The 24,831-nt window shown below is 53.3% G+C and carries 21 protein-coding genes; 19 read left to right on the top strand and 2 right to left on the bottom strand.

Features of this window, described 5'->3' with window-relative positions; translation table 11 throughout:
• The first annotated feature begins 309 nt into the window (after positions 1-309).
• The 15 genes from cysC to ABEA66_RS02145 all read left to right on the top strand — a co-directional run bounded on the left by cysC (position 310) and on the right by ABEA66_RS02145 (position 19,384).
• Positions 310-930 carry an adenylyl-sulfate kinase gene (cysC, locus tag ABEA66_RS02075; RefSeq protein WP_345585605.1) on the top strand — a complete coding sequence of 207 codons (621 nt, stop codon included), beginning with the start codon at positions 310-312 and terminating at the stop codon, positions 928-930.
• Positions 927-2,357 (top strand): sulfatase family protein, encoded by a 1,431-nt coding sequence (locus ABEA66_RS02080; protein ID WP_345585607.1) that lies wholly within the window; start codon positions 927-929, stop codon positions 2,355-2,357. Before cysC ends, ABEA66_RS02080 begins: the two co-directional genes overlap by 4 nt.
• Positions 2,358-2,591: 234 nt before the next feature.
• The gene (locus ABEA66_RS02085) at positions 2,592-3,698 is read left to right on the top strand and encodes a Gfo/Idh/MocA family protein (RefSeq protein ID WP_345585609.1); all 1,107 of its coding nucleotides are present in this window, start codon (positions 2,592-2,594) and stop codon (positions 3,696-3,698) included.
• A gap of 106 nt (positions 3,699-3,804) precedes the next feature.
• Entirely contained in the window at positions 3,805-4,611 is an 807-nt protein-coding gene (locus ABEA66_RS02090; protein WP_345585611.1) for a sugar phosphate isomerase/epimerase family protein, read from the top strand.
• 49 nt (positions 4,612-4,660) lie between these two features.
• Entirely contained in the window at positions 4,661-6,049 is a 1,389-nt protein-coding gene (locus ABEA66_RS02095; RefSeq protein ID WP_345585613.1) for a sulfatase family protein, read from the top strand.
• A 30-nt stretch (positions 6,050-6,079) separates the two neighbouring features.
• Complete coding sequence (locus ABEA66_RS02100) at positions 6,080-7,084, top strand: Gfo/Idh/MocA family protein (RefSeq protein ID WP_345585615.1); 1,005 nt, start codon at positions 6,080-6,082, stop codon at positions 7,082-7,084.
• A 13-nt stretch (positions 7,085-7,097) separates the two neighbouring features.
• Entirely contained in the window at positions 7,098-8,039 is a 942-nt protein-coding gene (locus ABEA66_RS02105) for a carbohydrate ABC transporter permease (protein WP_345585617.1), read from the top strand.
• Positions 8,040-8,049: 10 nt separating this feature from the next.
• The gene (locus tag ABEA66_RS02110; protein WP_345585619.1) at positions 8,050-8,865 is read left to right on the top strand and encodes a carbohydrate ABC transporter permease; all 816 of its coding nucleotides are present in this window, start codon (positions 8,050-8,052) and stop codon (positions 8,863-8,865) included.
• A gap of 37 nt (positions 8,866-8,902) precedes the next feature.
• Positions 8,903-10,366 (top strand): ABC transporter substrate-binding protein, encoded by a 1,464-nt coding sequence (locus ABEA66_RS02115; RefSeq protein WP_345585621.1) that lies wholly within the window; start codon positions 8,903-8,905, stop codon positions 10,364-10,366.
• Positions 10,363-11,760 carry a sulfatase family protein gene (locus ABEA66_RS02120; RefSeq protein WP_345585623.1) on the top strand — a complete coding sequence of 466 codons (1,398 nt, stop codon included), beginning with the start codon at positions 10,363-10,365 and terminating at the stop codon, positions 11,758-11,760. The genes ABEA66_RS02115 and ABEA66_RS02120 overlap by 4 nt, the downstream gene beginning before the upstream one ends.
• 533 nt (positions 11,761-12,293) lie before the next feature.
• A complete protein-coding gene (locus ABEA66_RS02125) occupies positions 12,294-12,794 on the top strand; it encodes a DUF421 domain-containing protein (RefSeq protein ID WP_345585625.1) in 501 nt (166 codons plus the stop codon).
• A 363-nt stretch (positions 12,795-13,157) separates the two neighbouring features.
• Positions 13,158-15,518, top strand: a complete 2,361-nt coding sequence (locus ABEA66_RS02130; protein ID WP_179136135.1) for an S-layer homology domain-containing protein — start codon at positions 13,158-13,160, stop codon at positions 15,516-15,518.
• Positions 15,519-15,547: 29 nt separating this feature from the next.
• Positions 15,548-17,224: a collagen-like domain-containing protein gene (locus ABEA66_RS02135; RefSeq protein ID WP_345585628.1), complete on the top strand. Its 1,677-nt coding sequence runs from the start codon at positions 15,548-15,550 to the stop codon at positions 17,222-17,224.
• A gap of 207 nt (positions 17,225-17,431) precedes the next feature.
• Positions 17,432-18,232: a polysaccharide deacetylase family protein gene (locus tag ABEA66_RS02140; protein WP_079912489.1), complete on the top strand. Its 801-nt coding sequence runs from the start codon at positions 17,432-17,434 to the stop codon at positions 18,230-18,232.
• A 75-nt stretch (positions 18,233-18,307) separates the two neighbouring features.
• Positions 18,308-19,384 carry a lactonase family protein gene (locus ABEA66_RS02145; RefSeq protein WP_079912490.1) on the top strand — a complete coding sequence of 359 codons (1,077 nt, stop codon included), beginning with the start codon at positions 18,308-18,310 and terminating at the stop codon, positions 19,382-19,384.
• Positions 19,385-19,464: 80 nt separating this feature from the next.
• Here the strand turns inward: ABEA66_RS02145 and ABEA66_RS02150 are convergent, their stop codons facing one another.
• Entirely contained in the window at positions 19,465-19,629 is a 165-nt protein-coding gene (locus ABEA66_RS02150) for a hypothetical protein (RefSeq protein WP_179136136.1), read from the bottom strand.
• A 101-nt stretch (positions 19,630-19,730) separates the two neighbouring features.
• A complete protein-coding gene (locus ABEA66_RS02155; protein WP_079912491.1) occupies positions 19,731-20,057 on the bottom strand; it encodes an SPW repeat protein in 327 nt (108 codons plus the stop codon).
• A gap of 258 nt (positions 20,058-20,315) precedes the next feature.
• Between ABEA66_RS02155 and ABEA66_RS02160 the strand changes: the two genes are divergently transcribed.
• From ABEA66_RS02160 to ABEA66_RS02175, 4 genes are all read left to right on the top strand, one after another.
• Complete coding sequence (locus ABEA66_RS02160) at positions 20,316-21,689, top strand: sulfatase family protein (RefSeq protein WP_345585634.1); 1,374 nt, start codon at positions 20,316-20,318, stop codon at positions 21,687-21,689.
• A gap of 67 nt (positions 21,690-21,756) precedes the next feature.
• Positions 21,757-22,611 carry a protein-tyrosine phosphatase family protein gene (locus ABEA66_RS02165; protein ID WP_345585636.1) on the top strand — a complete coding sequence of 285 codons (855 nt, stop codon included), beginning with the start codon at positions 21,757-21,759 and terminating at the stop codon, positions 22,609-22,611.
• Positions 22,612-22,813: 202 nt separating this feature from the next.
• Positions 22,814-23,821, top strand: coding sequence for a LacI family DNA-binding transcriptional regulator (locus ABEA66_RS02170; protein WP_345585638.1), 1,008 nt, complete (start codon positions 22,814-22,816; stop codon positions 23,819-23,821).
• Between the two features lie 105 nt (positions 23,822-23,926).
• Positions 23,927-24,790, top strand: a complete 864-nt coding sequence (locus ABEA66_RS02175) for a phosphatase domain-containing protein (RefSeq protein ID WP_345585640.1) — start codon at positions 23,927-23,929, stop codon at positions 24,788-24,790.
• The last annotated feature ends 41 nt before the right edge of the window (positions 24,791-24,831 follow it).

Below are 24,831 nucleotides of genomic sequence, written 5' to 3' on the forward strand. Positions count from 1 at the left end.
TGGGGGGTCCCCTGTAGGAGCGAATGCGTCCGCCTTTGTTATCGGGAAATCACCGCTATAAATTGTATAAAAAATTTCCCGATAACAACAGCGGCCGGAAGGGGATACCCCACTGGAGCACACAACCACCTTCTGAGACTGGGTTTCTCAACAAATTCAGAGTTTTCTTACGAAAACGAAGTCAACGCTTACGAAAGTGAGTTTTCTGACGAAAACTAAGCCAATGCTTACGAAGTGAGTTTTCTAACGAAAACGAAGCCAATGCTTACGAAGTGAGTTTTCTTTCGAAAACTCTGAGGAGGAGAGTACATGGAAAGCTCCAGCGGTAGTGTACTTTGGTTCACAGGCCTTTCAGGCTCCGGCAAAACGACTACGGCGCAGCAAGTATATGCGAGGCTGAAGGAAATCGGCCGCCCCGTCGAGCTGCTGGATGGAGATGCCGTCCGAGCGGCCATCGGTAGAGGATTGGGCTTCAGCCGGAGCGACCGGCTCGAAAATATTCAGCGCATAGCCTACATTGCCAATTTGCTGTCCGGACACGGCATAACCGTCCTTGTCTCAGCCATCACGCCCTATAAGGAAATGCGCGATTATTTGCGGAGCCATGTGAACGGTTATGTCGAGGTGTATGTAAGCTGCTCCCTTGAGCAGTGCGAAGCACGGGACGTGAAGGGGTTGTACGCCAAGGCTAGACGACAGGAGATCCCCCAGTTCACAGGCATTTCGGATGCTTATGAGATACCCGAACAACCGGATCTCACCATCGATACGGAGAAGCGCTCGTTAGAAGCTAATACAGAGCAGATCCTGGAATGGCTGCGGAGAAACCGCTGGAAGGCCGAAGCATGGACTGTGCAGTCGGCCATTGCTGCCGGGAGGGAGCAGTCTGGCGAAGGCAAGGCGATCGAAGAGGTGAGGAACATCCGATGAAAATCATCCTGATTTCTCTCGATACGCTGCGTGCCGACCGTCTTGGCTGCTACGGATACGACAAACCGACAAGCCCGCATATCGACCGGATTGCCTCGGAAGGCGTGCTGATGGAGCGGGCCTATGCTGCGGATATCCCTACGGAGGTAGCGCATACGGCTATTTTTACCGGAAAAATAGGGTTATCAAGCGGAATCGTCTCCCACGGCTCCGAGCTGGCCTACTTGCCCAAAAGCGTGAAATGGCTGCCCTCCTTGCTGAAGGCTGCCGGGTTCACGACCTGCGCCGTAGACAATTTGTATAACCTGAAGGAGTGGTTCGCCCGAGGCTATCAATACTACTTGAACAGCTCCGGGCCCAAGCGATGGATTGACGGGCGTACCGTTAACGATCTGGCGCTGCCCTGGATTCGGGAGCATCAAGAGGAGGATTTCTTTCTGTTCCTCCATTACTGGGACGCCCATACGCCCTATTTGCCTCCGGAGAAATATATCGAATCTTTTTATGGCAAGAACAGGGATCCCTACCGCAAGGATGGCTCAGGCATGACTTCGGCTTATGAGCATCCGGCTTATCCATTTTTCAAGCATCATCATTACAAGCTGCTCGGCCCAGTGACCGATGCGGAATATATGAACGCGCTGTACGACGCCGAAATCCGCTATCTGGACGATTTGCTCTGGGAGCTGGATGATACCTTGGAGCACTTGGGGATCAAGGAAGAGACGATGCTCGTTTTGTTCGGAGATCATGGGGAAAGCTTGACCGAGCATGAGATTTATTGGGATCATTGCGGGCTGTATGAGCCAACGGTTCATGTTCCGCTCATCATGCGGTGGCCCGGACGAATACCGGAGGCGGTGCGGGTTAACGGCTTTGTCCAGCATGCGGATCTGATGCCCACGATATTGGAGGCCGCAGCAAAAGCCGTACCATCCGAACGAGTTAGAACTGCGATGGCTATGCCGGACGGGATCGACGGAAGAAGCTTATGGCCTTCCATTCTGGGAGAGGCGAAGGGGACGCTTGACGAAGTCTTTTTGAGCGAATGTGCCTGGCAGGCGGCAAGGGCGATTCGGACGGAACGGTATAAGCTGATCCGGTATTACGATCCGGGGCTTTTTCAGCGTCCGGTGACGGAGTTATATGATCTGCTCCATGATCCGGGAGAGCTTGTCAATATAGCGGATGCGGAACCGGAATTGGCCGAGGAGCTGGAGATGAAGCTGAATCACTATGTGAGGACTAAATTAGCCGGTAGAGCGGACCCGATGCTGAGACAAATTCATGAAGCGCAGCTGCCGTTTCGCAGGAGAATCGAAGCCATTCTTGCCGAGGTAGGCTTAACGTGGGAGGAGTGGATTCAGAATCCGCAGAGGGAACGTTACGACGCTTTGGAGAATGCGGCCTCGAAGCACGGGGGATAAACCAACCATCATCCGGCTTACGATTGACACAATCGACTCTAAGGATGTCGGAATCGGCAATGCTGCGGAATCACAGGTGGAATATGATGGAAACAGCTACAGCACCTCAGAACCGAGAGAACTTAGACACACGGCAAAAGGCTCGCAGAAAAGTTTCGCACACTAAATCAGGAAAGGTGGTGCAGTCCCCGCTTGCAGATTCTAGGTGACGAAGCAAGTGGAGGGGCGCGAACGATGGCACTGAAAATCGGAATTGTCGGAATGAACGGGATTGGAATGCGGCATGCGGAATGCTATGCCTCCGACCCGCTGGGCGAGGTCGTTGCAGTCTGTGACGTAGTCAGGGAAAGGGCCGATAAAGCGGCGGAGAAGTACGGTGTCCGGGCTTACTACAGTCTGGAGGATATGCTGCAGCAGGAGCCGGAATTGGATATCGTCGATGTAACGACCGGCGGGATCGATAACGGAAGCTGGCATTTTGAACCAGCCATGCAGGCCATTGCTGCCGGGAAGCACGTGCTGATAGAGAAGCCGCTGGCGAACGACATCCGTGAAGGCAGAGAGCTGGTGCGCTTCGCTGCCGAGAATAAGGTGACGCTCGGCTGCAACCTGAATCATTATTTCTCCGCTCCCGCTGAACGGGCAAGACAGTATATGGACTCCGGAGATATTGGCGAAACCGTCTACTGTCTGGCCAAAATGGGCTTCAACGGCGGTGAGGAGCTGTACTCGGCCCCGAAATCTCCCAAGGATAAAGGCCAGCCCTATTTTCATATGAAAGCGTTCTTAACCCATCCTTTCAGTGTTATGCGCTATTACTGCGGGGATATCACTCATATCCAGACGTTCTCCAATCAGGCGGGCTTCCGCAAAAGCGCCGGGGATATTACAGTATCCATCAACAGTATTCATGTGAAGTTCGCCAGCGGAGCCGCAGGCTATCTGCTCAGTCAAAGGGGCGATGCGACCTATGGGCTTGGCGGCTGGTGGACGATGGAGGTCGGCGGGACGAAGGGAACCTTCTGCATTGAAAACTGCGTGGAAAAGGTATCCTATTGGCGCGCACAAAAAGGTGTTCCGGCCATCGGGTCCCATCCGCAGCCGGAGGTGACGTCCTCCGGTGTAACGGAGTTCAACACGACCTTCAACAATAGGCTGCATGCCTTCCTCGAAGATATTACGAATGGAGTGCCTCGGGAGCATATTCGCGCCTCCGGCCGGGATGCGCTGGCTGTGCTGGAGTATACGTATGCGGTGATCGAATCGTATGAGCAAGGCGGCGCAGTAGTCCGGCCTCATCCGCTGCCAGCCTTCCACGGCGATCCGCTGACTATGAAATAATCTTTAGTTACATCCCGGATTATATACGAATGCTAGCCATCGGAAGAGAGCGTGGTTCGTTCCGAAAATCCATAGACTTATGAAAAAAAGGGAGTGTGTAATCGATATGATAAAGCTTGGCGTCAATTCGGTATTGTTTAAAGAGTTTACTTTTGCCGAAGCAGCACGGCACATTGCGCTTAGCGGTTATGATGGCGTGGAGATCTCAGCCATTCAAGGGATGTGCGAGCATCTGGATCTGGCCCGTTGGAAGGATCAGGCGGCAGAGCTTCGTTCGATCGTTCAGGATAACGGTTTAAGCTTTCTGTCGATGGAATTCGGCAGCGTGAAGGAAGAGGAACGGCTTTTAACCGCATTCGAGGCTGCGGCGGAAATCGGGATCCCTATCGTCAATATCGGTCCCGGGGGCAAAACGGGCGTGGAGGAGGATGTCCAACGCTCGGTCGATCAGCTCCAGCGGATGTCGGAGAAGGCAGCTGCCTTGGGAGTTACGTTGTGCGTGAAGGCACATATCGGTCAAGCGATCCATGACACGCCGACTACGTTGAGAGCGATGGCCGAAGTATCTTCCCCGGCATTCGGCATTGATATGGACCCGAGCCATATTTACCGGGCGAATGAAAATCCGGAGGATGCGCTGCCTGCCGTGATCAGCAAGGTGAATCACGTGCATATCCGGGATTGCCGGGGACGTGAGCAGGGGCCGGGACCGATCGAGCTGCAGGCATGCGGACGCGGAGACATTAACCTGTTCGCCTACTGCAAGGCGATGGTTGACCATCAATACGACGGCCCGGTCGTCCTTGAAGTGATAGGAGCCAAGCCGGAGCACTCGTTGGCTCAGGTCTCTATCATTGCGGCCGAAACCTATGGCTATCTGAATGCTTGCCTGAAGCAGCTGGGCGCCCGATAAGGGCCCCCGTTAACCCATCTCAACGGATTTGAAGGAGCGTGCAAACCCTATGTCCACATCCCCCAAAAAGCCGAATTTGATCCTTCTCGGCATCGACAGCCTGCGAAGAGATAGAATGAGCTCTTATGGTTATTCCCGATTGACGACACCGCATCTCGATAAGCTTGCGGGTGAAGGAGTGCTGTTCGAGCAGCACTTCAGCCCGAGCATCCCTACGACACCGGCCTATGCTGCGATGCTTACCGGCCGGGACTGCTTCGGCACCGACGTGGTCGCCCTCCGACATAAAGGGCCGCTGGAAGGCCGAACCTTGGCCGAAGTACTGAGCGAGCATGGTTATAACACGACCTGCGTAGGCTTTACCGGCAATCCTTCGTCACGGGGCTTCGACAAGTACTTGGACTATGAGGCATGGATGCCCGATGAAACGGGCCGCTGCCCGAAAGCGGACAATTTGAACGCGGTAGCCATTCCCGAACTGAATCGTCTGGCGCAGGACGACAAGCCGTTCTTCCTGTTCCTTCGGCATATGGACCCTCACTCTCCCTATTTACCCCCGAAGCCGTACGAACGGATCTTTTACGGAGGCGATGAACGGGATCCAGACAATCATTCCATGGAGCCGGTATATGATTTCAAGCCGTTTGCGGATTTCTTGAAGTCATGGATTCCGGAAGGGGTCACGGATCAAGAATATGTGAGCGCCCAGTACGACGGGGCCGTAGCCTATATGGACGCCGGCATTCAGAATATCCTTCAGGCTGTCGATTCCTTGGGATTGACCGAGGAAACGCTGATCGTTGTCACCTCCGATCATGGGGAGACCTTGTATGAGCATGATTGCTACTTTGACCATCATGGACTGTATGACTGCACGCTGGTCGTGCCATTGATCATTAAATTTCCGGGAAAGGTGCCTGCCGGAAAAAGGGTGTCGGAGGTCAGCGTAATTCACGATATTATGCCGACGATACTGGAGCTGCTGGATATCGATGAGCCGTTGGAGATGGAAGGCCAAAGCCTGCTGTCCTTCATCAGCGGTCAGCCGGAGCGTCGAATCAGCGAGCTGTACATTACGGAATGCACCTGGATGCGCAAGCACGGCTGGCGCACCCCTCATTGGAAGCTCATCCGGGCGCTTGAGCCCGACTTTCATTTCAAGCCGGAGGTCGAGCTGTACAATCTGATTGAAGATCCGCTGGAGAATCATAATGTGGCCGATCAGGAGCCGGAAATCGTCGAGCTGCTGACCGCAAGGATGGAGGCGCATATCGCGCGCCGTGAAGAGGAGACCGGCCGGACGAATCCGATGTACACGAACCTCGGATGGCATGGCAAAGGGGATGCTCCGTTCACCTCCTCCCAGCAAGCGTACGACACGCTGCATATAGGCAGCTCGCTTACGGCCCGCTCGCTCCAGGCGAACAAGAGCAAGTAGATCCGAGAAACCGTATAGGAGGCAGCCGCAATGATACGAATTGCTGTAGTCGGGGTCAACAATATCGGCAAGATTCACTGCCGTTATTACCATCAGCACCCGGATACCGAGCTTGTCGCGGTTTGCGACATCATGGAGGACAGAGCGCGGGAAGCAGCCCTCGCTTATGGAGTGAAGGCTTATACCGATCTCCGGCGCTTGCTTGCGATCGAGGAGATCGATATGGTCTGCGTGGCGACCGGAGGAGAAGAGAAGGGCAGCCATCACTATGAACCGGTGATGGCTGCGATCGAAGCGGGCAAGGATGTGCTTGTCGAGAAGCCCATCTCGAACAGCATCGAGGAGGCACGCACGATGGTGAAGGCAGCGGCCGACAAGGGAGTGCGATTCGGCTGCAACCTGAACCACCGCTTCACTCCCGCAGCGGCCATGGGGAAAGAATGGATCGGCCGTCATATGCTCGGCACGCCTTTATTCTTGAACATGCGGCTCACGATCGACAACAAGGCGGATTTCACCGAATGGTTTCATATGAGGGCGCTGCACCCGCATTCCATCGATGTGATGCGCTACTTTTTCGGCGATGTAAAGCGGGTCCAGTCCTTTATGACCAAAGCGCCGGGACGTGCAACCTGGTCGACGGCCAGCGTCAATATGGAGTTCACTAACGGTGCGGTCGGCCATCTGACGGGGAGCTACGATATGTCCATGCTGCATCCGATTGAGTGGTGCGAAGCAGCGGGAACCGAAGGCAGATTCGTCATCGAGAACGTATACGAAAGCATTACGTATTATCCGCGCCAAAGCAGCGAAAAGCTGGTGATGCAAAACTCGATCATGCGCGGCATGCAGGGCTTCAACGACACGTTCGGCAACCGGATTAACCGGTTCATCGAGCAGCTGAAGGAGCAGGCTTCGCCGGAAGACATCGAGGGCTCGGGTGCCGAAGCTCTGGCTGCCCAGGAAATTATCGAGGCGGCGATCCGCTCCCATCAATCCGGAGGAGCCGTAGTTGAGGTGCCTTCTCTAGGATAAGGAGGTTGGACGAATGGCAAACCGGACGCCTATCATGAATCATCCCGTGAAGGCCCGATCAGGCGGCATCCGAACTGGACGGCTAGGGAAGCATCTGAAGGCCTATTTATTTCTGGCTCCAATTCTGGTGTCGATCGGGCTGTTCAAATATACGCCGTTCGTCCATGCTTTCCTTCAATCGTTCTACGAATGGAACGGCGCTAACGTGAACCGGTTTGTAGGCTGGGATAATTTCAACCGGTTGTTTCATGATCCTGCTTTTTACGTCTCTCTCAAAAACATCGCTTTGTTCACCGGAAGCTTTCTCTTGATTCAACTGACGTTTCCGCTGCTTGCTGCTATCGGTGTATTCCGCATCCGGCAGGCGGGCGCGAGATCCTTTTACAGATTCATGTTTGTGCTGCCGATGGTGGTGCCGCAAATCATTGTCTATTTATTGTGGAAGTGGATTTATGTAAGCGATGGTTTATTAGACCGTCTACTGGACGCAGTTGGTCTCGGGCAGCTGATTCACGCCTGGCTTGGAGAGAGCGGGACGGCGCTGTGGTCCATTGTGTTTATCGGCTTCCCTTGGGTATCCGGCATCTTCTTCCTGATCTATCTGGCCGGACTCATTGCGATTCCTGCAGAGCTGTTTGAAGTGGGCAGCATGGACGGGATGAGCGGCTGGCGGCGGTTCTGGCATATTGAGCTCCCCCTGCTTCGCAATCCGATCAGGCTGGTTCTCATCCTTGCCTTCATCCAGCAGTTCCAAAGCTTTGAAAATGTGCTTGTCCTGACCAACGGCGGCCCGGGGTTCTCGACTCTGACGCCCGCCCTGTACTTATATAAAAAAGGCTTCGAATATAACGAGCTCGGCTACGCATCCGCTGTCGGAGTTGTCGTGTTTGCCATATTGCTGCTATGCACTCTTGCGGCAAACCGTTTTATCAAGCAGGCGGATCAGGCCGAATAGGGGGTGAATCATGAGGAGGCTGGGTGCTGCAGCGAACTATTCGGTTCTGACGCTGCTCTTGCTCTTGACGCTCGTTCCGTTTTATATGCTGGTTATTTCCTCGCTGAAATACCGCGATCAGGTGATCCACCAATTCTGGTCGCCGTCCTTGCCGCTGCACGTGAACAATTACGCTCAAGCGTTCGTTCAGCTGTGGCCTTATTTATGGAATTCGCTGCTGATTACATCGGGCATTATTATCTGTGTGCTGGTCAATTCAACATTGGCGGGGTATGCGTTTGCCCGGTTTTCTTTTTTTGGAAAGGGCGTGCTCTACTACCTGATTATCATGCTGATGATGGTGCCTTCCTTTCTCATCCTGATCCCGCAGTTCATCCTGTTCAAAAATCTGGGCCTGATCAATACGTACTGGGCGCAAATTTTCGGTCCGATGGCCGGCGCTTCCGCTATGGCGACGATGCTGATCCGAACGTTCTTTGAAGGGCTGTCCAGAAGCGTGCTTGAAGTCGCGGAGGTTGACGGGGCGGGGGATGTGAGAATTTATTGGCAAATCGCGATTCCTTTGTCGGTGCCGATTCTCTCAACCGTCGCCGTCATCAACGCGCTGCTAGGCTGGAACAACTATGTGTGGCCTTTGGTCGTGACCTCGGGGGATAAAGTCAAACCGATCATCCTGGCGCTCGGAAGTGTTCACGGTCCGATGGATCAAGTACAGGGAATGCAGTTTGCAGGCTATGTCATAGCGTCCTTGCCCTTGCTGCTGCTGTTTTTGTTTGCCACGAGGACGTTCGTTTCCGGTATTACGGCAGGTGCAGTGAAGGGTTAGCTCTTATCTAGTGATTTGAACAGATGGGGTGATGGGATTGAATGCTCGCAAAAGCTGGACGTTTCCGCTTATTGCCATGAGCTCCGGCATGCTGCTGCTTAACGCTTGTACGGCCACCAATACGGCGGCTCCTGGCGGTGAAGCTCCAAATGGCGGAGGCAAGACGATCGAATTGAACGTCATGGTTATGCTGGAGAGCGATGGGGATGAAGCGGAGCGCAAATCATGGGAAAGCATTGCAAAGACATACTCGGATTCGCATCCGGGAGTGAAGGTGAGCCTGCAAATGCAGAGCTTCGCCGGAGTCGAGCAGCATCGGACCTGGGTGACGACCCAATTGATCGGCAAGACGGCCCCGGATCTATTTACAACCCGCTATATTTGGGATCAAGAGGATTTGAAAAAAGGGCTGCTGGTCGATCTGACCCCCTATTATAAGCAAAAAACAGCCTATTCCGGCGATCAGACGTGGGAGAAATTGTTCCCTCCGACAATCCTGCAGCAGCTGATAGGGGATGATAAAACCTATGCCAGCGCCCCTAACTATGTTAACTCGGTCCGCGTTTTGTACAACAAGGATTTATTTGCCCAGGCAGGCATTACGAATGTACCGAAGACATGGAACGAGTTCCTTGATGCGCAGGAGAAGCTTCTGAAGATCAATGTCGTGCCCTTCGCGTTCCCTAACTCCAAGCCTGGCGACTATAACTACAACTGGACGATCCGGATCTTGACAGAGGAGCTGCTGGCCGGCTCGTACGATAAGCTGGATATAGATAAAAGCGGCTTTATCGAAGTGAACGAATACGTGAGAGGCGTAGATCAGGGCATCATCGATATTGAAAAGGCACCGTTCAAGGATGTCTTTCCCATCGTCAAAAACTGGAGTAAATATTGGCCCAAGGGCTACAACGGGCTGGATTTCGAAACAGCGGGAGATTTGTTCCTGCGCGGCAAGGCCGCTATGGTCATGCGCACGTCGGGGCAGAGCAAGGCTCTGTTCGAAACGAGCGCCCGCAAATTCGAAATGGCAGCCTTTCCGCTGCCTTATTTGACCAAGGAGAATCACCCGGAATCGATAGGCAAGCTGATGGAGATTGGAGGCGTGCCAGCGGGGAACATGGCGATCCCCAAAACCATTGCACCTGAAAAAATGGAAGCTGCCGTCGATTTTCTCGCCTATACGACATCACCCAAGGTGCAGGGACTGCTGGCGGAAAGCTTGTACCGCACGCCTGTCATTGCCAATGCAGCGCTTCCGGATAAGCTGAAGGGCTTTCAGTTTGTTGGCGAACGGATGCAGCTCAATATTTATGCCGGCGAGGTGGATAAGAACGTGACCGAATATAATCAGAAGCTGGGCCAGCTGTATCTGGAGGGCTCGAGTACCCTGGATAAATATATAAGCGAGCTGAAGAAGCTGATGGTGGACGGAGCCAGGAAGAAGATAAGCGACAACAACTGGACCAAAGAAAATAATTACGGGATCAAAATGCCATGAAGACGCCCAACCTGCTAGTGATAATGCTGGATCAGCTGCGCTTTGACTGCGTGGGGCATCATGGCTCATACCCCGTTCAGACACCGAATATCGATCGGCTTGCCTCGGAAGGCATCCGGTTCGAGAATGCATTTACACCCATTCCTACTTGTTGTCCTGCCAGGCAGTCGTTCATCAACGGCAGAAGGCCGGAAGCTTTCGGGGCGTTATGGAATTTCAAAAACGGCCTGCCTGTTCCGGCGCTTGCCCCAACGGAGTACGCATGGCCACGGGAGCTTCAGCAGCGGTCCTATCGCAACGTGCTTCTCGGCAAATGGGATGTTCATCCCGAGTATACTCCTCTGGATTATGGCTATGACTCCTTTGTCAGCTTCGCGTCTTACAAAAGGATGATCGAACAGAAATACCCCGAGGTGCAGTTTCATGCGGGATATGCCGGGGAGCGAAATCCGATTCCGTTGGAGGATTCCCAGACGCATTGGTTAGCGGCTCAAGCTTGCAGTCTTATTGGGGAGATGACCTCGGGAGAGACGGAATCTCCCTGGTACATACAGCTGAATTTTACGGAGCCGCATCTCCCCTGCCGGCCGTCGGAGCCGTTCGCATCCATGTATGCGCCCGAGACGATACCCCAATGGGGCGGATTTGAGGAGACGTTCCTCAACAAGCCGTATATTCAAAAACAGCAGCTGCTTAGCTGGCAGGTGGACGATTTTACATGGGAGGACTGGGCGCCGATCGTTGCCAGGTATTACGGGATCATCAGTCAGACGGACGACGCTATCGGCAAAGTGCTTCAAGCGCTGGAGGAGTCGGGTGCGACTGAGGATACCCTCGTCGTGTTCACAGCCGATCACGGAGATATGTGCGGCTCTCATCGGATGATGGATAAACATTATATTTTATATGACGATGTCGTCAAGGTTCCGTTCATTGTGAGATACCCTCACGTCATACAGCAAGGCGGAATCCGATGCGACTCCTTCGTAAGCAATCTGCTGGATCTACCGCCGACTCTATTGGAGCTGCTGGGAATCCCCGTCCCCTCCTTTTTCCATGGACGCTCGCTTGTGCCTTGGTTAAAAGGGGAAGAGGTACCGGATTGGAGAAAGGACGTTGTCTCCACGTATAACGGGCAGCAGTTCGGACTGTACACCCAACGAATGCTGCGCACGGAGCGCTGGAAATACATCTGGAACACGACGGATGTCGATGAGCTGTACGACCTGGAGCAGGACCCATATGAATTGACGAACCGGGTTAATGATCCCGGCTGCAAGGAGCATTTGATTCAATACAGGGCCAGGCTGTACGAGCAATTGATAGCGGAAGGTGACGGCCTGGTGCAAAATGAATGGATGCGCAACCAGCTGCTGCATAATGCCATATTGTGATGTCGTCGATCTGTAGGAAAAGAAACAAACCCGCGTGCAGCGGGTCAGGTTGTTGAAAAAAAACTTATTTGTGCGAACTATGCTGCATAGGGTGGGGAGGTATGCCTCCGAGGAGTTTATGTCCGCCTTTGAAACCCGTGAAAATACCGCTAAATCTAATCTACTTCTCGGGTTTCAACAGCGGCTGGAGGGGCATACCCCACATGAGGTATGTTAGCAATAGTTCAGGCTCCATGGGTTTTTCAACAGACACACCCGCGTATTGCGCGGGTGTGTTTCTTTATAGGAAGAAATGCTCGCAAAAGCATCCCTTCTTTTTACAAAGGTTTAAAAGGGCTGCCGCAGGGGGAACACTGTAAGGATGGGCAAGACACAAGTGCGCCGATGGGATCGATGCTTCCCTCGTCTAAGAGGGAAATAGATTGCTGTAAAGGAGGAGCATATGAAATTCAATTTTATATGGGAAGCTATGACCGTCCTGCTAGTCTGCTTTTGCTTGCAACGAGCCTTAGGCAAAAAAACGGTCAGGTGAAATGACGGGGCTGGAAATCATCACCCTGCTGTCCATGGCTTCTATGATAGGACATGCCGTTGACGGTCAGGGGCTTTGGCAAACCGTTGTTACTCTGTGCATTTTTGTCTCTCTTCTGCTCACGGTTCAATTTCTTGCCGTACAATTCGACTGGGTTGAAAAATGGTTTATGGGCAAGTCGACGCTCGTTATTCAAGATGGTCAGATTGTAGCGACTAATCTGAAGAAGCTTCGTCTATCCGTAGACCAATTGGAAGCGAGGCTGCGGGAAAAAGGAATTTCCTCAATCAGCGATATCAAGACAGCAACCATGGAAATAAGCGGGCAGATCGGCTACGAATGGATGAAGCATGCAAAGCCTCTGACCGTAGGAGAATTTGAAAAATTCGTGCTCTCCTTACAGCCCATGCAGCAGCCGCAGCAGAACACTCAGCAAGAAACTCTTTTTGATGAAGTCGTGCATCATAGGCATCAAAAGCCTATCCAGCCCGAATTGGAATGAAGATAGGATTTGCAGCCTATCAACTTACACATAGCAGGGATCGTTCGAGTGTCAGCATTTTTGACGAGAACGGTCCCTTTTTGCATTGAATAATACAGGAGGGAGTCCGTTTCTATTAAGCTTTCATAGAGGAAGTATAAAATTTTTATAATGTACCTAGCAATGATGCAAGCTTCATGTATAATGAATATCGCAATGCATGGTAGGACTCATTTCCTACTGATGTAAATAATACATAAGAATGGGAGGAAGGCTTCCATAAGGAGCAATACCAACGAACTAGATTCATGAACCAATAGGAAAGGATATGGTCGAATTAAGATGTATACCACACGCTTTTGGAATGTCAGGCTGCGGAAAGTTATGGCCCAAGCTATGGCTTTTTTGCTGATTGCAGGTTTCTTTCATTTTAATCCTTCCGCTGCTGCTGCCAATAATACATCTCCAGGGGCGACCGTCATCGGTTCGGTGTATGCGCAGGAAACGGTGCTGCTGGCAGACGGAAACAGTCACACAATCCTATCTGCGATTTTGAAGGACGGAAGCGGGAACGATCTATCCGTCTCCCCGGACAGAGTAAAATTTCATACGACTCTAGGCCAGCTGGATCCGCAGGTTACAGCCTCCGTGTACGGGCAGTACACCTCCGTGCTGACGGCACCCGTCTCGTCGGGAGTAGCGTATATTAGTGCGGATGTAGACGGTGTCGTCATTTCTGACATGGCCAGAGTGAATTTTACGGCGGGTGCTGTCTCTCCTTCACAGACGCTCATTGTGGCGGAACGGCAATCGCTGCCGGCGGATGGGGCGAGTCAGACGGTCATCTCTGTGTTTCTTAAAGACAGCCATGGAAATGACATTGCTGAACGCGCGGATTCTCTTCAGCTTTCAACTACGCTGGGGCAATTGAGCGGCGTAACCTATGTCACTTATGGGAGTATGGAAACGGCAATGGTGTCGCCGCTTTACGGAACTTTGGGATACATGAGGCCCAATGCCGAATCGGCTTCTCCGATGGAAGTTCAGCTTGAAGCTGGAGCCATTCCTGCGGACGCCCCGAATCAGGCTCCTATCCCTGTCACTCTCTCTGCAACCTACGTGAATCACGGTTATTACCAGGCTATCCTGAAGGCTCCGTTATCCTCCGGGATTGCGCAGATTAGCGGGATGGTGAATGGACAGCCGATGGCTTCGAGCGCAGCGGTTATTTTCACGGGAGAAAGCCCTCAGAATGTGTTAACAAAGCTGACCTTTAACCCGGAATCCTTTGTTATAAGAAGAGGCCAAGAGCAGGCCGCCGTTGTGGAAGCGGTATACTCCAACGGAAGCATGACCCCAGTATCCCGATATGCTGCCTATGCTTTGTCGGATTCCTCTGTTGCTTCTGTTGACAGCAGCGGAATCATCAAGGCTCTTCAGCCCGGACAGACGGTATTGACCGCGACGTACGGCGGACTGACCGCCAGCGCCAAAATTCAGGTCATTGCCCCATCAAGCGGCGGAGGAGGAAGCTCTCGGCCTGCTTCATCAGGATCGTCTTCTCCGGGTACACCGCCCGGGCTCCAGATTGGAATTATTACGACAGACGGGTTGAATCAAAAGCAGACCATAACCGTCGAGGACATCCAGAAGGGAACGGTAACTATCACGACATCCTCTGAAGGCGGTAAGGTCGAGATTCCGGCTGGTATTTTGAAGCAGATTCAGCAGCTGAATCCTCAGACGGTACTGTTGATTAAAGCCGGTACGGCGACTATGACGCTGCCTGCAGCCGAGCTGGATTTACAAGCTTACAGTACGACGTACGGCTTCCCGGAGACCTCCGTGAGTCTGCAAATCAGCATCCGTGAACCGGATCAGCGTACCCTGGCGGCTATCAAAGCTTTGGGGCAGCAGATGAATGCGCGCCTCCTGACGGACCCGATGGAATTTGAAGTTCAGGTGATAGGGGACAATCATCAGTCAGTATTTATCACGAGCTTTCACCGTTACATCGAAAGGTCTCTGGGGCTAGGGAACGTGAAGCCTCCGGAAACGGCGACCGGCGTCTGGTGGATTCCCGATGCAAACCGGTTCAGCTTTGTTCCGACGCATTTTCGCATGGTCGATGGCCAATGGTCTGCCGTGATGAAACGGCAGGGTACAAGTATATATGCAGTCCTTGACCGTCCTGTTTCCTTCGAAGACCTAAGCCGTCACTGGTCGGAGACTCTCGTGGAGCAGCTTGCGTCCAAGCTGGTGATTCAGGGGCGAAGCGATTCCGCCTTTGACCCCGATGCTTCTATTACACGCGCCGAAATGGCAGCCCTAGTGGTACGAGCCCTGGGCTTGAACGAATCCAAAGAACAGAGCCCGTTCTCCGATGCATTAGGAGGCTGGTATGAATCGTCGGTTAACACGGCGTACAAGGCGGGGCTGATCTCAGGCTATGACGACGGGACCTTCCGCCCTATGCAGAACATTACAAGAGAAGAGCTGGCCGGAATGCTTATGAAAGCGATGAAGTACACATCGGTACAGCCGGAAGGAAATGCTGCGGCTCTTCAAAAGTTCGCTGACGAAGCCGCAGTGTCAGCATGGGCAATAAATGATGTTAGAGCGGCTATTCAAGCGGGAATTGTGGAAGGAAACGAGCAAAAGGAATTCAAGCCAGGAAGCTACACTTCCCGCGCTGAAGCTGCAACCATGCTTGGCCGGATGCTGAGGCTGATTCAGTTCATGTAACAGGAATTTATTCGGGAGAGGGATTCGCAATGAGAAAACTAGGTAAATGGAGCATGGCTGCGGCCATCGTATCTCTTACGTTCGCTTATCAAGGCTCCGGGGCACAAGCGGCAGCGACGCTGCTTGATTCTATTAATGTATGCGTAAGCGCCGGCGGACAAATGAGCTTTTTGGCGCCGGGAGCAAGCTGTAATGCAGGCGAAAAGATGTATACCCTCAAGCTTCAAGGAGATCAAGGTCCCACAGGTCCGCAAGGGCAAAAAGGGGATGCAGGTCCTCAAGGTCCCAAAGGAGATAAAGGCGATCAAGGAGATGCCGGAGCCGTAGGACCGGCAGGTCCGGCAGGCCCGCAAGGCGCCAAGGGGGATAAAGGCGACCAAGGGGACACCGGGGCTGTGGGACCGGCTGGACCGGCGGGTCCGGAAGGCCCGCAAGGCCTTCTAGGCCCGAAAGGGGATAAAGGTGACCAAGGGGATACGGGAGCCGTAGGCCCGGTGGGTCTGCAGGGCCAGAAGGGAGATAAGGGAGACCAAGGAGAGGCCGGTCCGGCAGGACCTGTTGGCCCCCAAGGATCTAAGGGAGATAAGGGCGATCAAGGGGCAGCCGGACCAACGGGAGCTGCGGGTCCGCAGGGGCCTAAAGGAGATAAGGGAGACCAGGGCGATATCGGTCCGGCAGGTCCGCAAGGTGTCAAGGGAGACAAAGGCGATCCTGGTGCGACCGGACCCGTCGGCCCTCAAGGCTCAATAGGCCCGCAAGGTCCAGTAGGCCCGACGGGGGCTACGGGTCCGCAAGGGCCGGCCGGTTCGGGAGATGCGGTCAGCATGTATGGAGACGGATCCGCAGGGGCATGGAATGCTACAACATCGACGGATTTAACGGGAAGATCCAGTGCTATTACGAATCTTCAATTTACTTCGGTCACGATTTCGGGCAATCTTACCGTGCCAAGCGGAACCGTAATACGGGCAACAGGGGATATAACGATTAACGGGACCCTTACGGTCGCTCCCGGGGCTCAGGATAGCGGGGAAGGTGCCGCGAATTCCGGCGTTTCCTTGGCCGGGGCAGGGGTTTTTAACGGCGGAGTAGGCCTTTCCTATCTGCAAGCTGCACAAGCGACTTTGCCTGGTGCTGCCGGAGGAGGAGCGGGGAGCAGGGATTCGGATGGCGCAGGAGGCGAAGGCGGAGGCGCTATTGTTCTACTGGCCAAAGGAACCGTTAGGCTGGTCAGCTCGGGGTCCATTAATGCGAATGGCAATAACGGGACCAATCCGCAAACCCCTTCATCAGGGATTTATGGAGTAGGCGGAGGCGGAGGCGGTGTTGTCGTTATTGGAGCCAAGACCGGTATCATCATTGCTGGAGCAATCAGGGCAAATGGAGGAAACGGTTCTAATGGCTGGGACGGTAACGGGGGAGACGGAGAAGGCGGAGGCGGCGGAGGTGGCGGCGGTATTATCCATCTCATCTCGTCCACCTCTCCCTCCGTTACCGGAAGCTTGCAAGTCAATGGGGGTGCTGGCGGAGCTAATGCCGGATCGTCATCTTATGTAGGGTTCGGTCATGGCGGCGGTGCCAGCGGAGGCAATGGCGGTAATGGCGGCGGCGGTATTTTTACCCCCGTTGTTGCCAGCCAACCGGGCCAGTCTGGCTATAGCATAACTACCGTAACGCCTGCTCCTGAGAATCTTTTTCTTAAATAAAGGCGGGAAGCAATGAGGAGAGCCGTTCAAAAGTCATCTTAGGCTTTTGAGCGGCTTTTTTGTTATTTTAACCGGAAGATTGCAATCGTAGGCAAGCCGGAAACCTCAATCCTGCTAAAATCATTTCCACAATATGCTATCGGTGATAAACTAGAGCTATAGTAGATTTGCACACTATGGATATCCATATAGGAGGCTGTTACGGGAATGCCTAAAATATTGATGACTTATCCGCAAGGCAAATTCAAAGTACTGACGATGAGCTATGATGACGGGAGAGCGGCGGACCGCAGGCTTGTCCAGATTTTCAACGACTATGGAATCAAGGGCGCTTTTCATATTAATTCCGGTTTGATGGGTACCGGTGACAGAATCACGAAGGAAGAGGCCGCGGAGCTGTACAAGGGGCAAGAGGTGTCCACCCACACCGTCACACACCCGACGATCGTGAGATCACCGAGAGAGCAGCTGCTTGAAGAGGTGCTGGAGGACCGCAAGGCGCTGGAAAAGATGGTAGGCTATACGGTTCGCGGGCTGTCCTATCCTAACGGCTCCTTCAACCGCCAGATTAAAGAAACGCTGCCCTATCTGGGCATCGAATACGCCAGGGTCGTAGAGACGACCGGGGGCTTCGGGCTTCCTGACGATTGGATGGAGTGGAAGCCGACCTGCCACCACAAGCGGAATTTAATGAGCTTGGCCGAGACTTTCGTAGAGCTGCATAAAAAACAATACCTGTACATGATGTACGTATGGGGTCATAGCTATGAGTTCGACACGGATAACAATTGGGATTTGATCGAGAACTTTTGCCAATATATCAGTAACAAGGACGATATCTGGTATGCAACGAATATCGAAATCGTTGACTATTTCAAAGCGTTCCGCCAGCTTCAATTTTCCGCTTCAAGCGAATTTGTCTACAATCCTTCCGCTAAATCGGTGTGGATCAGTGTTGATGGGGATATCTTAGAAATTCGCGGCGGCGAGCAGGTATCCTTGGTCTAACCCGGAAACATGGCAATGTAGGGAACGATTGGGTACAATAAGCTTAAAACTGCCAAAGGATTAGGAGATGCTGTTATGGAAAATGCCAAATGGATTACCTATTTCGGATCCTATGCGGGGAAACAATCGCCGGGGATTCACGTTTATATGCTGGACGAGCAATCGGGGGAGCTTTCAAGTATCGAAACCGTGTCGGGTCTGATCAACCCTACCTTTTTGACGGTCAGCCAGTCCAAGGGATTGCTGTATTCCTATACTCAAGCGGATGAAGGGCAGGACAGCGGAGCCGTGCTGACGTACCGGATTGATTCGGAGTCGGGTGCCTTGTCTTTGGCCGGACAGGAGCCAAGCCTGGATAAATCGGCGACGCATATCAATCTCGATCATGCGGAGAAGTTTGCGATGACCGTCAGTTATTCGGAAGGGACCATTAACCTGTTCCCGGTTCAACCGAACGGCCAGCTCGGCCCGCTATCGGACAAGGTACGGCATGAAGGCTCGAGCGTAGTGCCTAAGCGGCAGGAAAGCGCGCATCCTCATTCGATCTATACCGATCCGACCGATCAATTCGTGATCGTCCCTGACCTGGGATTGGACACAATCAAGGTATACCGTCTGGACCGGGAGCAGGGCAAGTTCCTGCCGCATGACGATGTGAAGCTGGCTCCGGGGTCCGGGCCGCGGCATTTTGCCTTCCATCCGTCCCTGGCTTACGCTTATGTTATTAACGAATTGAATTCGACGATAACCGTATTTACCTACGATGGGCAGGCTGGCAAATTGCAGGAAATTCAGACGGTATCCGCTCTGCCGGAGGACTTTAACGGTACCAGCAGCACCGCTGAAGTGCAGATCTCCGCTTGCGGATCGTTCCTGTACGGCTCCAACCGGGGACATGACAGCATCGCCGTGTTCGCTATCGATAAGAGCAGCGGCAAGCTGAGCCTGGTTCAGCATATTTCCACAGGGGGCGAGCATCCGCGCCATTTCAGCCTGACGCCAAGCGGACGTTATTTGCTGGCTGCCAACAAAGATTCCAATTCGGTTCACGTCTTTAAGGTGGACCCAGTCAGCGGCAGGCTGTCGGCAACAGGGCAATCGATTTCGATTCCGCAACCAACCTGCGTTCGCTACTACAAGCTGCCTTCCTAAGGAAGCATAAAACAGGTCCTTTCCCTTTGATAGGGAGAGGACCTTTTTGGCGTTTGCGTAAGCCGCTTCCGGCGACGATACTATTGAAACTTTTTGTAGTCGGGATCGTCGTTGATCGGCTCATAATCCAATTCGGCAATTTTGGAATAGGAGTAATGACCGTATTCATCATAGTAATGAAACGGGTTATCCAATTGATTGGGCAGGAAATAGTCTTTGAGAAGCGTAAGGAAATTACGGAGCATAGTTCCACCTCGGCTTTATCATTTATGTAAAGTATTTACAGTTTGGGGGATCCTATGCATCCTTAGCTCATGAGATCGTAATCCTGATGGCGGAATCGCGGCTATTCCCGTCCTCGGGTTCCCAGGTTGACGAAGCTGCATAATATCGTGAAGACACCTAATGCCGCGCCGAGCCATAGCTGCTTATGGTCATTTATTCGTTGCAGGAAGGGGGCGATAGCCATGAAGAAACCGGTGACGGCCGTGATGAGGTTAGGAAGCGAGTCTCCCGTTGCTTGGCTTATGGACCAGAGGGATGCTGCGATCTGAATAAGCCCGACACCCATGCTGAACCAGAACGCTGCCCCGGATTCCGTATAACCGAATACCCAAGGCGATACTATTAACCAAAGTCCGAAGAGTAAGATCAAGACGCTTCTCACTTTCATCCAAAGCACCTCCCATTACAATCATATGTAGCAGATAGGCGGTTGGTTACTAAAAATAAAGCGATTTCATTTTTAGGGTTGACAGAAATCGCGGATTATTTTACAATTTTGGTAACGTTTCCGGTAACGTTACCAAAAACCTGTGCTGCTTATTCGAAGCTCCTGACGAATCTATTGGGAGATATTTTTAACAGGTAGGGTTAAGCGCTTTCCCTTACATTTCGTTAAGAAACACTTTGAAAAAGGGGGTGTAATCCCATGATGAACATCCTCATCATCACTGTGGACCAGCTGCGGTGGGATGCCCTCTCTTGCGCAGGCAACCGAGAGGTCCATACGCCGAATATGGATCGGCTGGCGGAACAGGGAGTCCGGTTCACCCATGCGTTTACGAACGCTCCGGCATGCATGCCGGCAAGATCCTCGCTCCTTACAGGACGGTTCCCCCATGCCCACCGGGTAAGAGGCGGAGGCGTCCGGTTGCCGGAGGATGAGGTCACGTTCCCGCATATTCTGAGCCAGCGCGGCTATCATACCGCCCATATCGGTAAGCTGCATGTGCAGAATCATACGTACCGCGATCATACGGCACCGCATCCGAGCTACGGGTACCGTACTCTGCAGGTTACGGATGAGCGGGGCACTTATCGGGATCCGTATACGCAGTGGGTGGAGCGCAACTATCCCGAATATGCGGAGGCGGTCCGGCTGGAGCCGGGAGCAACCCGCGTGAGAAGCCGGACGGATCATCTGTCCGCCCGAGGCCGCTTCCCGGCAAAGGCTTCTCACAGCAAGTGGGTCAGTACGGCTTCCATAGAATTCATGGAGCATTACGGGGACACTCCTTTTTTGCTGTGGTCGAGCTTCTTCGATCCGCATTCCCCGTTTATCGTCCCGTCCGATCTGGCCGACCGGTATGATCCCGCCGCAGTTACTCTGCCGAGAAACTGCGAGATTACGGCGGACAACGAGGAAGCGATTCGGCAAAAGAAAGCGGCCTACTACACGCTGGTCTCCCATGTCGACGATTGCGTGGGAGAGATCCTGCGATATCTCGATGAATCGGGATTGTCGGACCGAACCGCGGTGCTGCTGTCCAGCGACCACGGGGAATTTCTGGGCGATTACGGACGCTGGGGCAAGGGAAGGTCCGAGGATGAGAGCATTCGGATCCCGATGATGATACGAACGCCGGGGATGCTGCGGCAGCCTCCAACGAAACCTGTAGTGGAGGATATCGTTCAGCTGTTCGACCTGGCACCTACCATCTGCGATTTGACGGGCAGCATGAAGCCGCATTCCATGCAGGCGAGAAGTCTGCTCCCGCTGTTGAAGGGAGAGAACGACCCCGGCAGGCCGCCTTTCGCCCTGATCGAGCATAACTTCGAGGTATCCCGTATCGATACGGCCGAGGTGTTCGAGAAGACGCTCCGCAGTCATGACTACCGCCTGACGGTTTGGAACGACCGGGAGGAGGGGGAGCTGTATGATTTGCGGAAGGACCCCCTTCAATCCGAGAATGTTTGGGACGCCCCGGAATACAAGGATGTCCGTGCGGAGCTGGTCTGGAAGCTCCTTCATAGACTTATGCAGACGGAAACGACGCTTCCGGTAAGGACGAATCCGTTCTGACCCGGCTGGGCTTGATAGAACGATTCCAGTGAGGTTAATGAAAACCCGAAAAAGGAGAGGGACAGAAGTGCAAAGTCAAATCGTACATCGCATCATCGACGTGGACAATAAGCGCGCTCTGCCGAAAAAATTCCGCATGACCAGTCCGCTTGCGGAAGGCTTGAGCCAACAGCCGGATTTCACCGGCCTGACTGACCTGAGAATTTCGGGCAGCGGCCAATTCTCGCAGCAAGGACTTCGGCTCATGCAAGAGACGATTGGCCAGCCGCGTATAACGATTGTCGACCTGAGGCAGGAAAGCCACGGCTTCGTTAACGGGATGGCGGTCAGCTGGTATGGACCCAATAATGGCTGCAACATGCATCTCACCCAAGAGGAGATACGGGCGGAGGAGGGCCGTCTTCTGCAGCAGCTTGCGGATGCGCAGGAGCTTGTGTTCGACCGGCTGGAGAAGAAATCTGTCGATCTGGATAGTCCGGTCACGGGCCCGAAGCTCGTGCAGACCGAGGAGGAGATGGTGAGGAGCGAGGGGGCGGACTATATCCGTTTCTTTGTGACGGATCATCACCGGCCGTCGGACGGAGAAGTCGACCGCTTCATCCGCTACGCCGTAGGATTGCCTGAGGGCACGTGGCTTCATTTTCATTGCCGCGGCGGTGTCGGGCGGACGACCAGCTTTATGCTCATGTATGACATGCTGCATCACGCAGGCCGGGTAAGCCGAGAGGATCTATTCGAAAGACATGTCCGAATCGGCGGCAAGGATGTAAGCAGCGCTGATCCTAAGGACGAATTCAAGTACGGTCCTGCCTTGGAACGATTGGACTTTCTTCATCGATTTTACGATTATTGCGCAGGCAATCGGGACGGCTATGCTACGACATGGTCGCAATGGCTGGCATCGAGCGGCTCGCCTTCTTAAGGAGCGAAGCCGCAGCTTATGGTTGACCGCGAGCTCCTGTAAGAGCCGGGCTTGGAATCACGAAACGCTTCTTTTCGGGGACGATAGTTGACCTGACAAAAAATATACCGCAAGGCAAAGATGTTTTCGTTGACAAAGAAAGCGGTTTATTTTACACTTTTGGTAACGTTACCGGAAACGTTACCAAAGGAGAATCCCAACTATGCTAACTATTAAAGATATCGCCAAACAGCTCGGTGTTTCCGTCTCAACCGTATCACGGGCGCTCAATAACCATCCGGATATCCGGGAAGAAACGAAGCAGGAAGTGCTTGAAGCCATGAAGCGGTTCAACTATACGCCGAACGCTTTGGCGCGAAGCCTGATTCAACGCAAGTCCAACACGGTAGGCCTGATGATCCCGGATATTACCGATCCCTTTTTCTCGGCTATGGCCCATGATGTAGAGGAAGTGTTGTCGGAGAACGGATACCAGGTCGTTTATGTGAATACGTCACGGAGACCGGATAAGGAAAAACGCTTTTTGAACAGCGTGATGGAGAGGAAGATGGACGGCATTATCGTGACGCCGGACTTCCTGGATGACGACGCGAAGGAGCTGCTGCAGCGGTTGAACATCCCGGTGGTCTTCCTCCGCAGGCGGCCTCCCGAGGAGCTAAACATGCCTTTCGTTGACGTCAACCATTACGAAGGCGCGTGTCGCGCGATGGATTATTTGTTCTCGTTAGGGCATAGGCAGATCGGGTTTATCGGGATGCCCCGCTATTCGTTTACCGGTCAGGAACGGTATCGCGGTTATATGGACAGCTTGAAGAAGCAGGGGATTACCCCGGCCCCCCGAGGCATCTCGTGGAACGGCCGAACGATAGAGTGCGGGTATAAGGCTATGGAAAGACTGAGGGAAGAGCTCCCGGACATGACGGCCGTATTTGCGGCGAACGATCTGCTCGGTGTAGGCGCTTTGGAATACACGGCCAGGAACGGGGTAGCCGTACCGGACCAAATCAGCATTATCGGCTTCGATAATTTGGAGGTCACTGATTTGCACTGGATTAAGCTGACCACGGTAGCCCAGCCTCGCAAGGAGATGGGACGCAAGGCGGCGGAGCTGTTAATGCAGATGATGACAGACAATCTCCTGACGGCGGATTCGATTACGCTGGAGACACAGCTGATCGTACGGAACACTTGCTCCGGGATCGCCAGATAACAGCACAAAGCAATAGAGACTTCGCATTGACAAGTCTCTCTATTTTTAGCCTGAATGATAACGCTTACTTCATGGTTTTTGATCATTGCAGGGAGGTCGGTTTGGATGTCAAATCCGGATGCAGAGGCAAGGATTCAATTGGTTGTGGAGAGAGAGAATATAGATCGGCCGCCCAAGCGCTTCCGCATGGCAGCTTCCCCGTTATCCACAGATTCGGGCGAACCGGATCTTACCGGATTCAGCGAGCTTAGAGCCTCCGCCAGCGGGCAATATTCCCACAAGGAGCTTCAATATCTCAAACGCATCATCGGTGATGTGCCGATTACGCTGGTGGATTTGCGGCAGGAAAGCCACGGCTTTGTCAATGGGATGGCGGTCAATTGGCTTGGGGCGCATAACGGGGCTAACAAGGGACTGAGCAACGAAGAGGTGCTGGCTGTGAACGAACGGCTGCTTCACAATTTGCGCAGCGAGGCGGAGATAAGCTTCGACTACGTGGAAGGCAAGTCGGTACTGATCGAGCAGCCGTTGAAGCAGCCTGTGCGGGTGTTGAGCGAAGAGGCACTGGCCCAAGAGGAAGGATTAGGGTATCAGCGGTTTTTCGTGACGGATCATCACAGACCATCGAATGAGGAAGTAGATCGCTTTATCGCTTGGGTTCAGCAGCTTCCTGAAGGCATGTGGCTTCATTTTCATTGCCGGGGAGGCGTAGGCCGGGCCAGTACGTTCTTCTGCATGTACGACATGATGATGAATGCAGTCAACGTAAGTCTGGACGATATGCTGCAGCGGAATACCGCTATCGGCGGAAGAGATTTTCACCGGATGGATCCGAACGATGTTTACAAATACGAGGCGGCGATGGAACGGCTGGATTTTGTCCGTCGATTTTACAAATACTGCGTTCAAAACGCGCGTACGAGATACGAATTATCATGGTCCGAATGGCTGGAGCAGCCTGCAAGATGATTCCGGCTAGGAAGGAATACATGGTTCCTTATAAGGGTAAG

The sequence above is a fragment of the Paenibacillus vulneris genome, from assembly GCF_039543185.1.
Classification (GTDB): Bacteria; Bacillota; Bacilli; order Paenibacillales; family NBRC-103111; genus Paenibacillus_S; species Paenibacillus_S vulneris.

Coding starts and splice junctions, on each gene's coding strand:
- ABEA66_RS02100 (WP_345585615.1), top strand. CDS start 6,080: ATGATACGAATTGCTGTAGTCGGGGTCAACAATATCGGCAAGATTCAC.
- ABEA66_RS02085 (WP_345585609.1), top strand. CDS start 2,592: ATGGCACTGAAAATCGGAATTGTCGGAATGAACGGGATTGGAATGCGG.
- ABEA66_RS02105 (WP_345585617.1), top strand. CDS start 7,098: ATGGCAAACCGGACGCCTATCATGAATCATCCCGTGAAGGCCCGATCA.
- ABEA66_RS02160 (WP_345585634.1), top strand. CDS start 20,316: ATGATGAACATCCTCATCATCACTGTGGACCAGCTGCGGTGGGATGCC.
- ABEA66_RS02110 (WP_345585619.1), top strand. CDS start 8,050: ATGAGGAGGCTGGGTGCTGCAGCGAACTATTCGGTTCTGACGCTGCTC.
- ABEA66_RS02080 (WP_345585607.1), top strand. CDS start 927: ATGAAAATCATCCTGATTTCTCTCGATACGCTGCGTGCCGACCGTCTT.
- ABEA66_RS02140 (WP_079912489.1), top strand. CDS start 17,432: ATGCCTAAAATATTGATGACTTATCCGCAAGGCAAATTCAAAGTACTG.
- ABEA66_RS02125 (WP_345585625.1), top strand. CDS start 12,294: ATGACGGGGCTGGAAATCATCACCCTGCTGTCCATGGCTTCTATGATA.
- ABEA66_RS02175 (WP_345585640.1), top strand. CDS start 23,927: ATGTCAAATCCGGATGCAGAGGCAAGGATTCAATTGGTTGTGGAGAGA.
- ABEA66_RS02145 (WP_079912490.1), top strand. CDS start 18,308: ATGGAAAATGCCAAATGGATTACCTATTTCGGATCCTATGCGGGGAAA.
- ABEA66_RS02120 (WP_345585623.1), top strand. CDS start 10,363: ATGAAGACGCCCAACCTGCTAGTGATAATGCTGGATCAGCTGCGCTTT.
- ABEA66_RS02150 (WP_179136136.1), bottom strand. CDS start 19,629: ATGCTCCGTAATTTCCTTACGCTTCTCAAAGACTATTTCCTGCCCAAT.
- ABEA66_RS02155 (WP_079912491.1), bottom strand. CDS start 20,057: ATGAAAGTGAGAAGCGTCTTGATCTTACTCTTCGGACTTTGGTTAATA.
- ABEA66_RS02170 (WP_345585638.1), top strand. CDS start 22,814: ATGCTAACTATTAAAGATATCGCCAAACAGCTCGGTGTTTCCGTCTCA.
- ABEA66_RS02095 (WP_345585613.1), top strand. CDS start 4,661: ATGTCCACATCCCCCAAAAAGCCGAATTTGATCCTTCTCGGCATCGAC.
- ABEA66_RS02130 (WP_179136135.1), top strand. CDS start 13,158: ATGGCCCAAGCTATGGCTTTTTTGCTGATTGCAGGTTTCTTTCATTTT.
- ABEA66_RS02090 (WP_345585611.1), top strand. CDS start 3,805: ATGATAAAGCTTGGCGTCAATTCGGTATTGTTTAAAGAGTTTACTTTT.
- cysC (WP_345585605.1), top strand. CDS start 310: ATGGAAAGCTCCAGCGGTAGTGTACTTTGGTTCACAGGCCTTTCAGGC.
- ABEA66_RS02135 (WP_345585628.1), top strand. CDS start 15,548: ATGAGAAAACTAGGTAAATGGAGCATGGCTGCGGCCATCGTATCTCTT.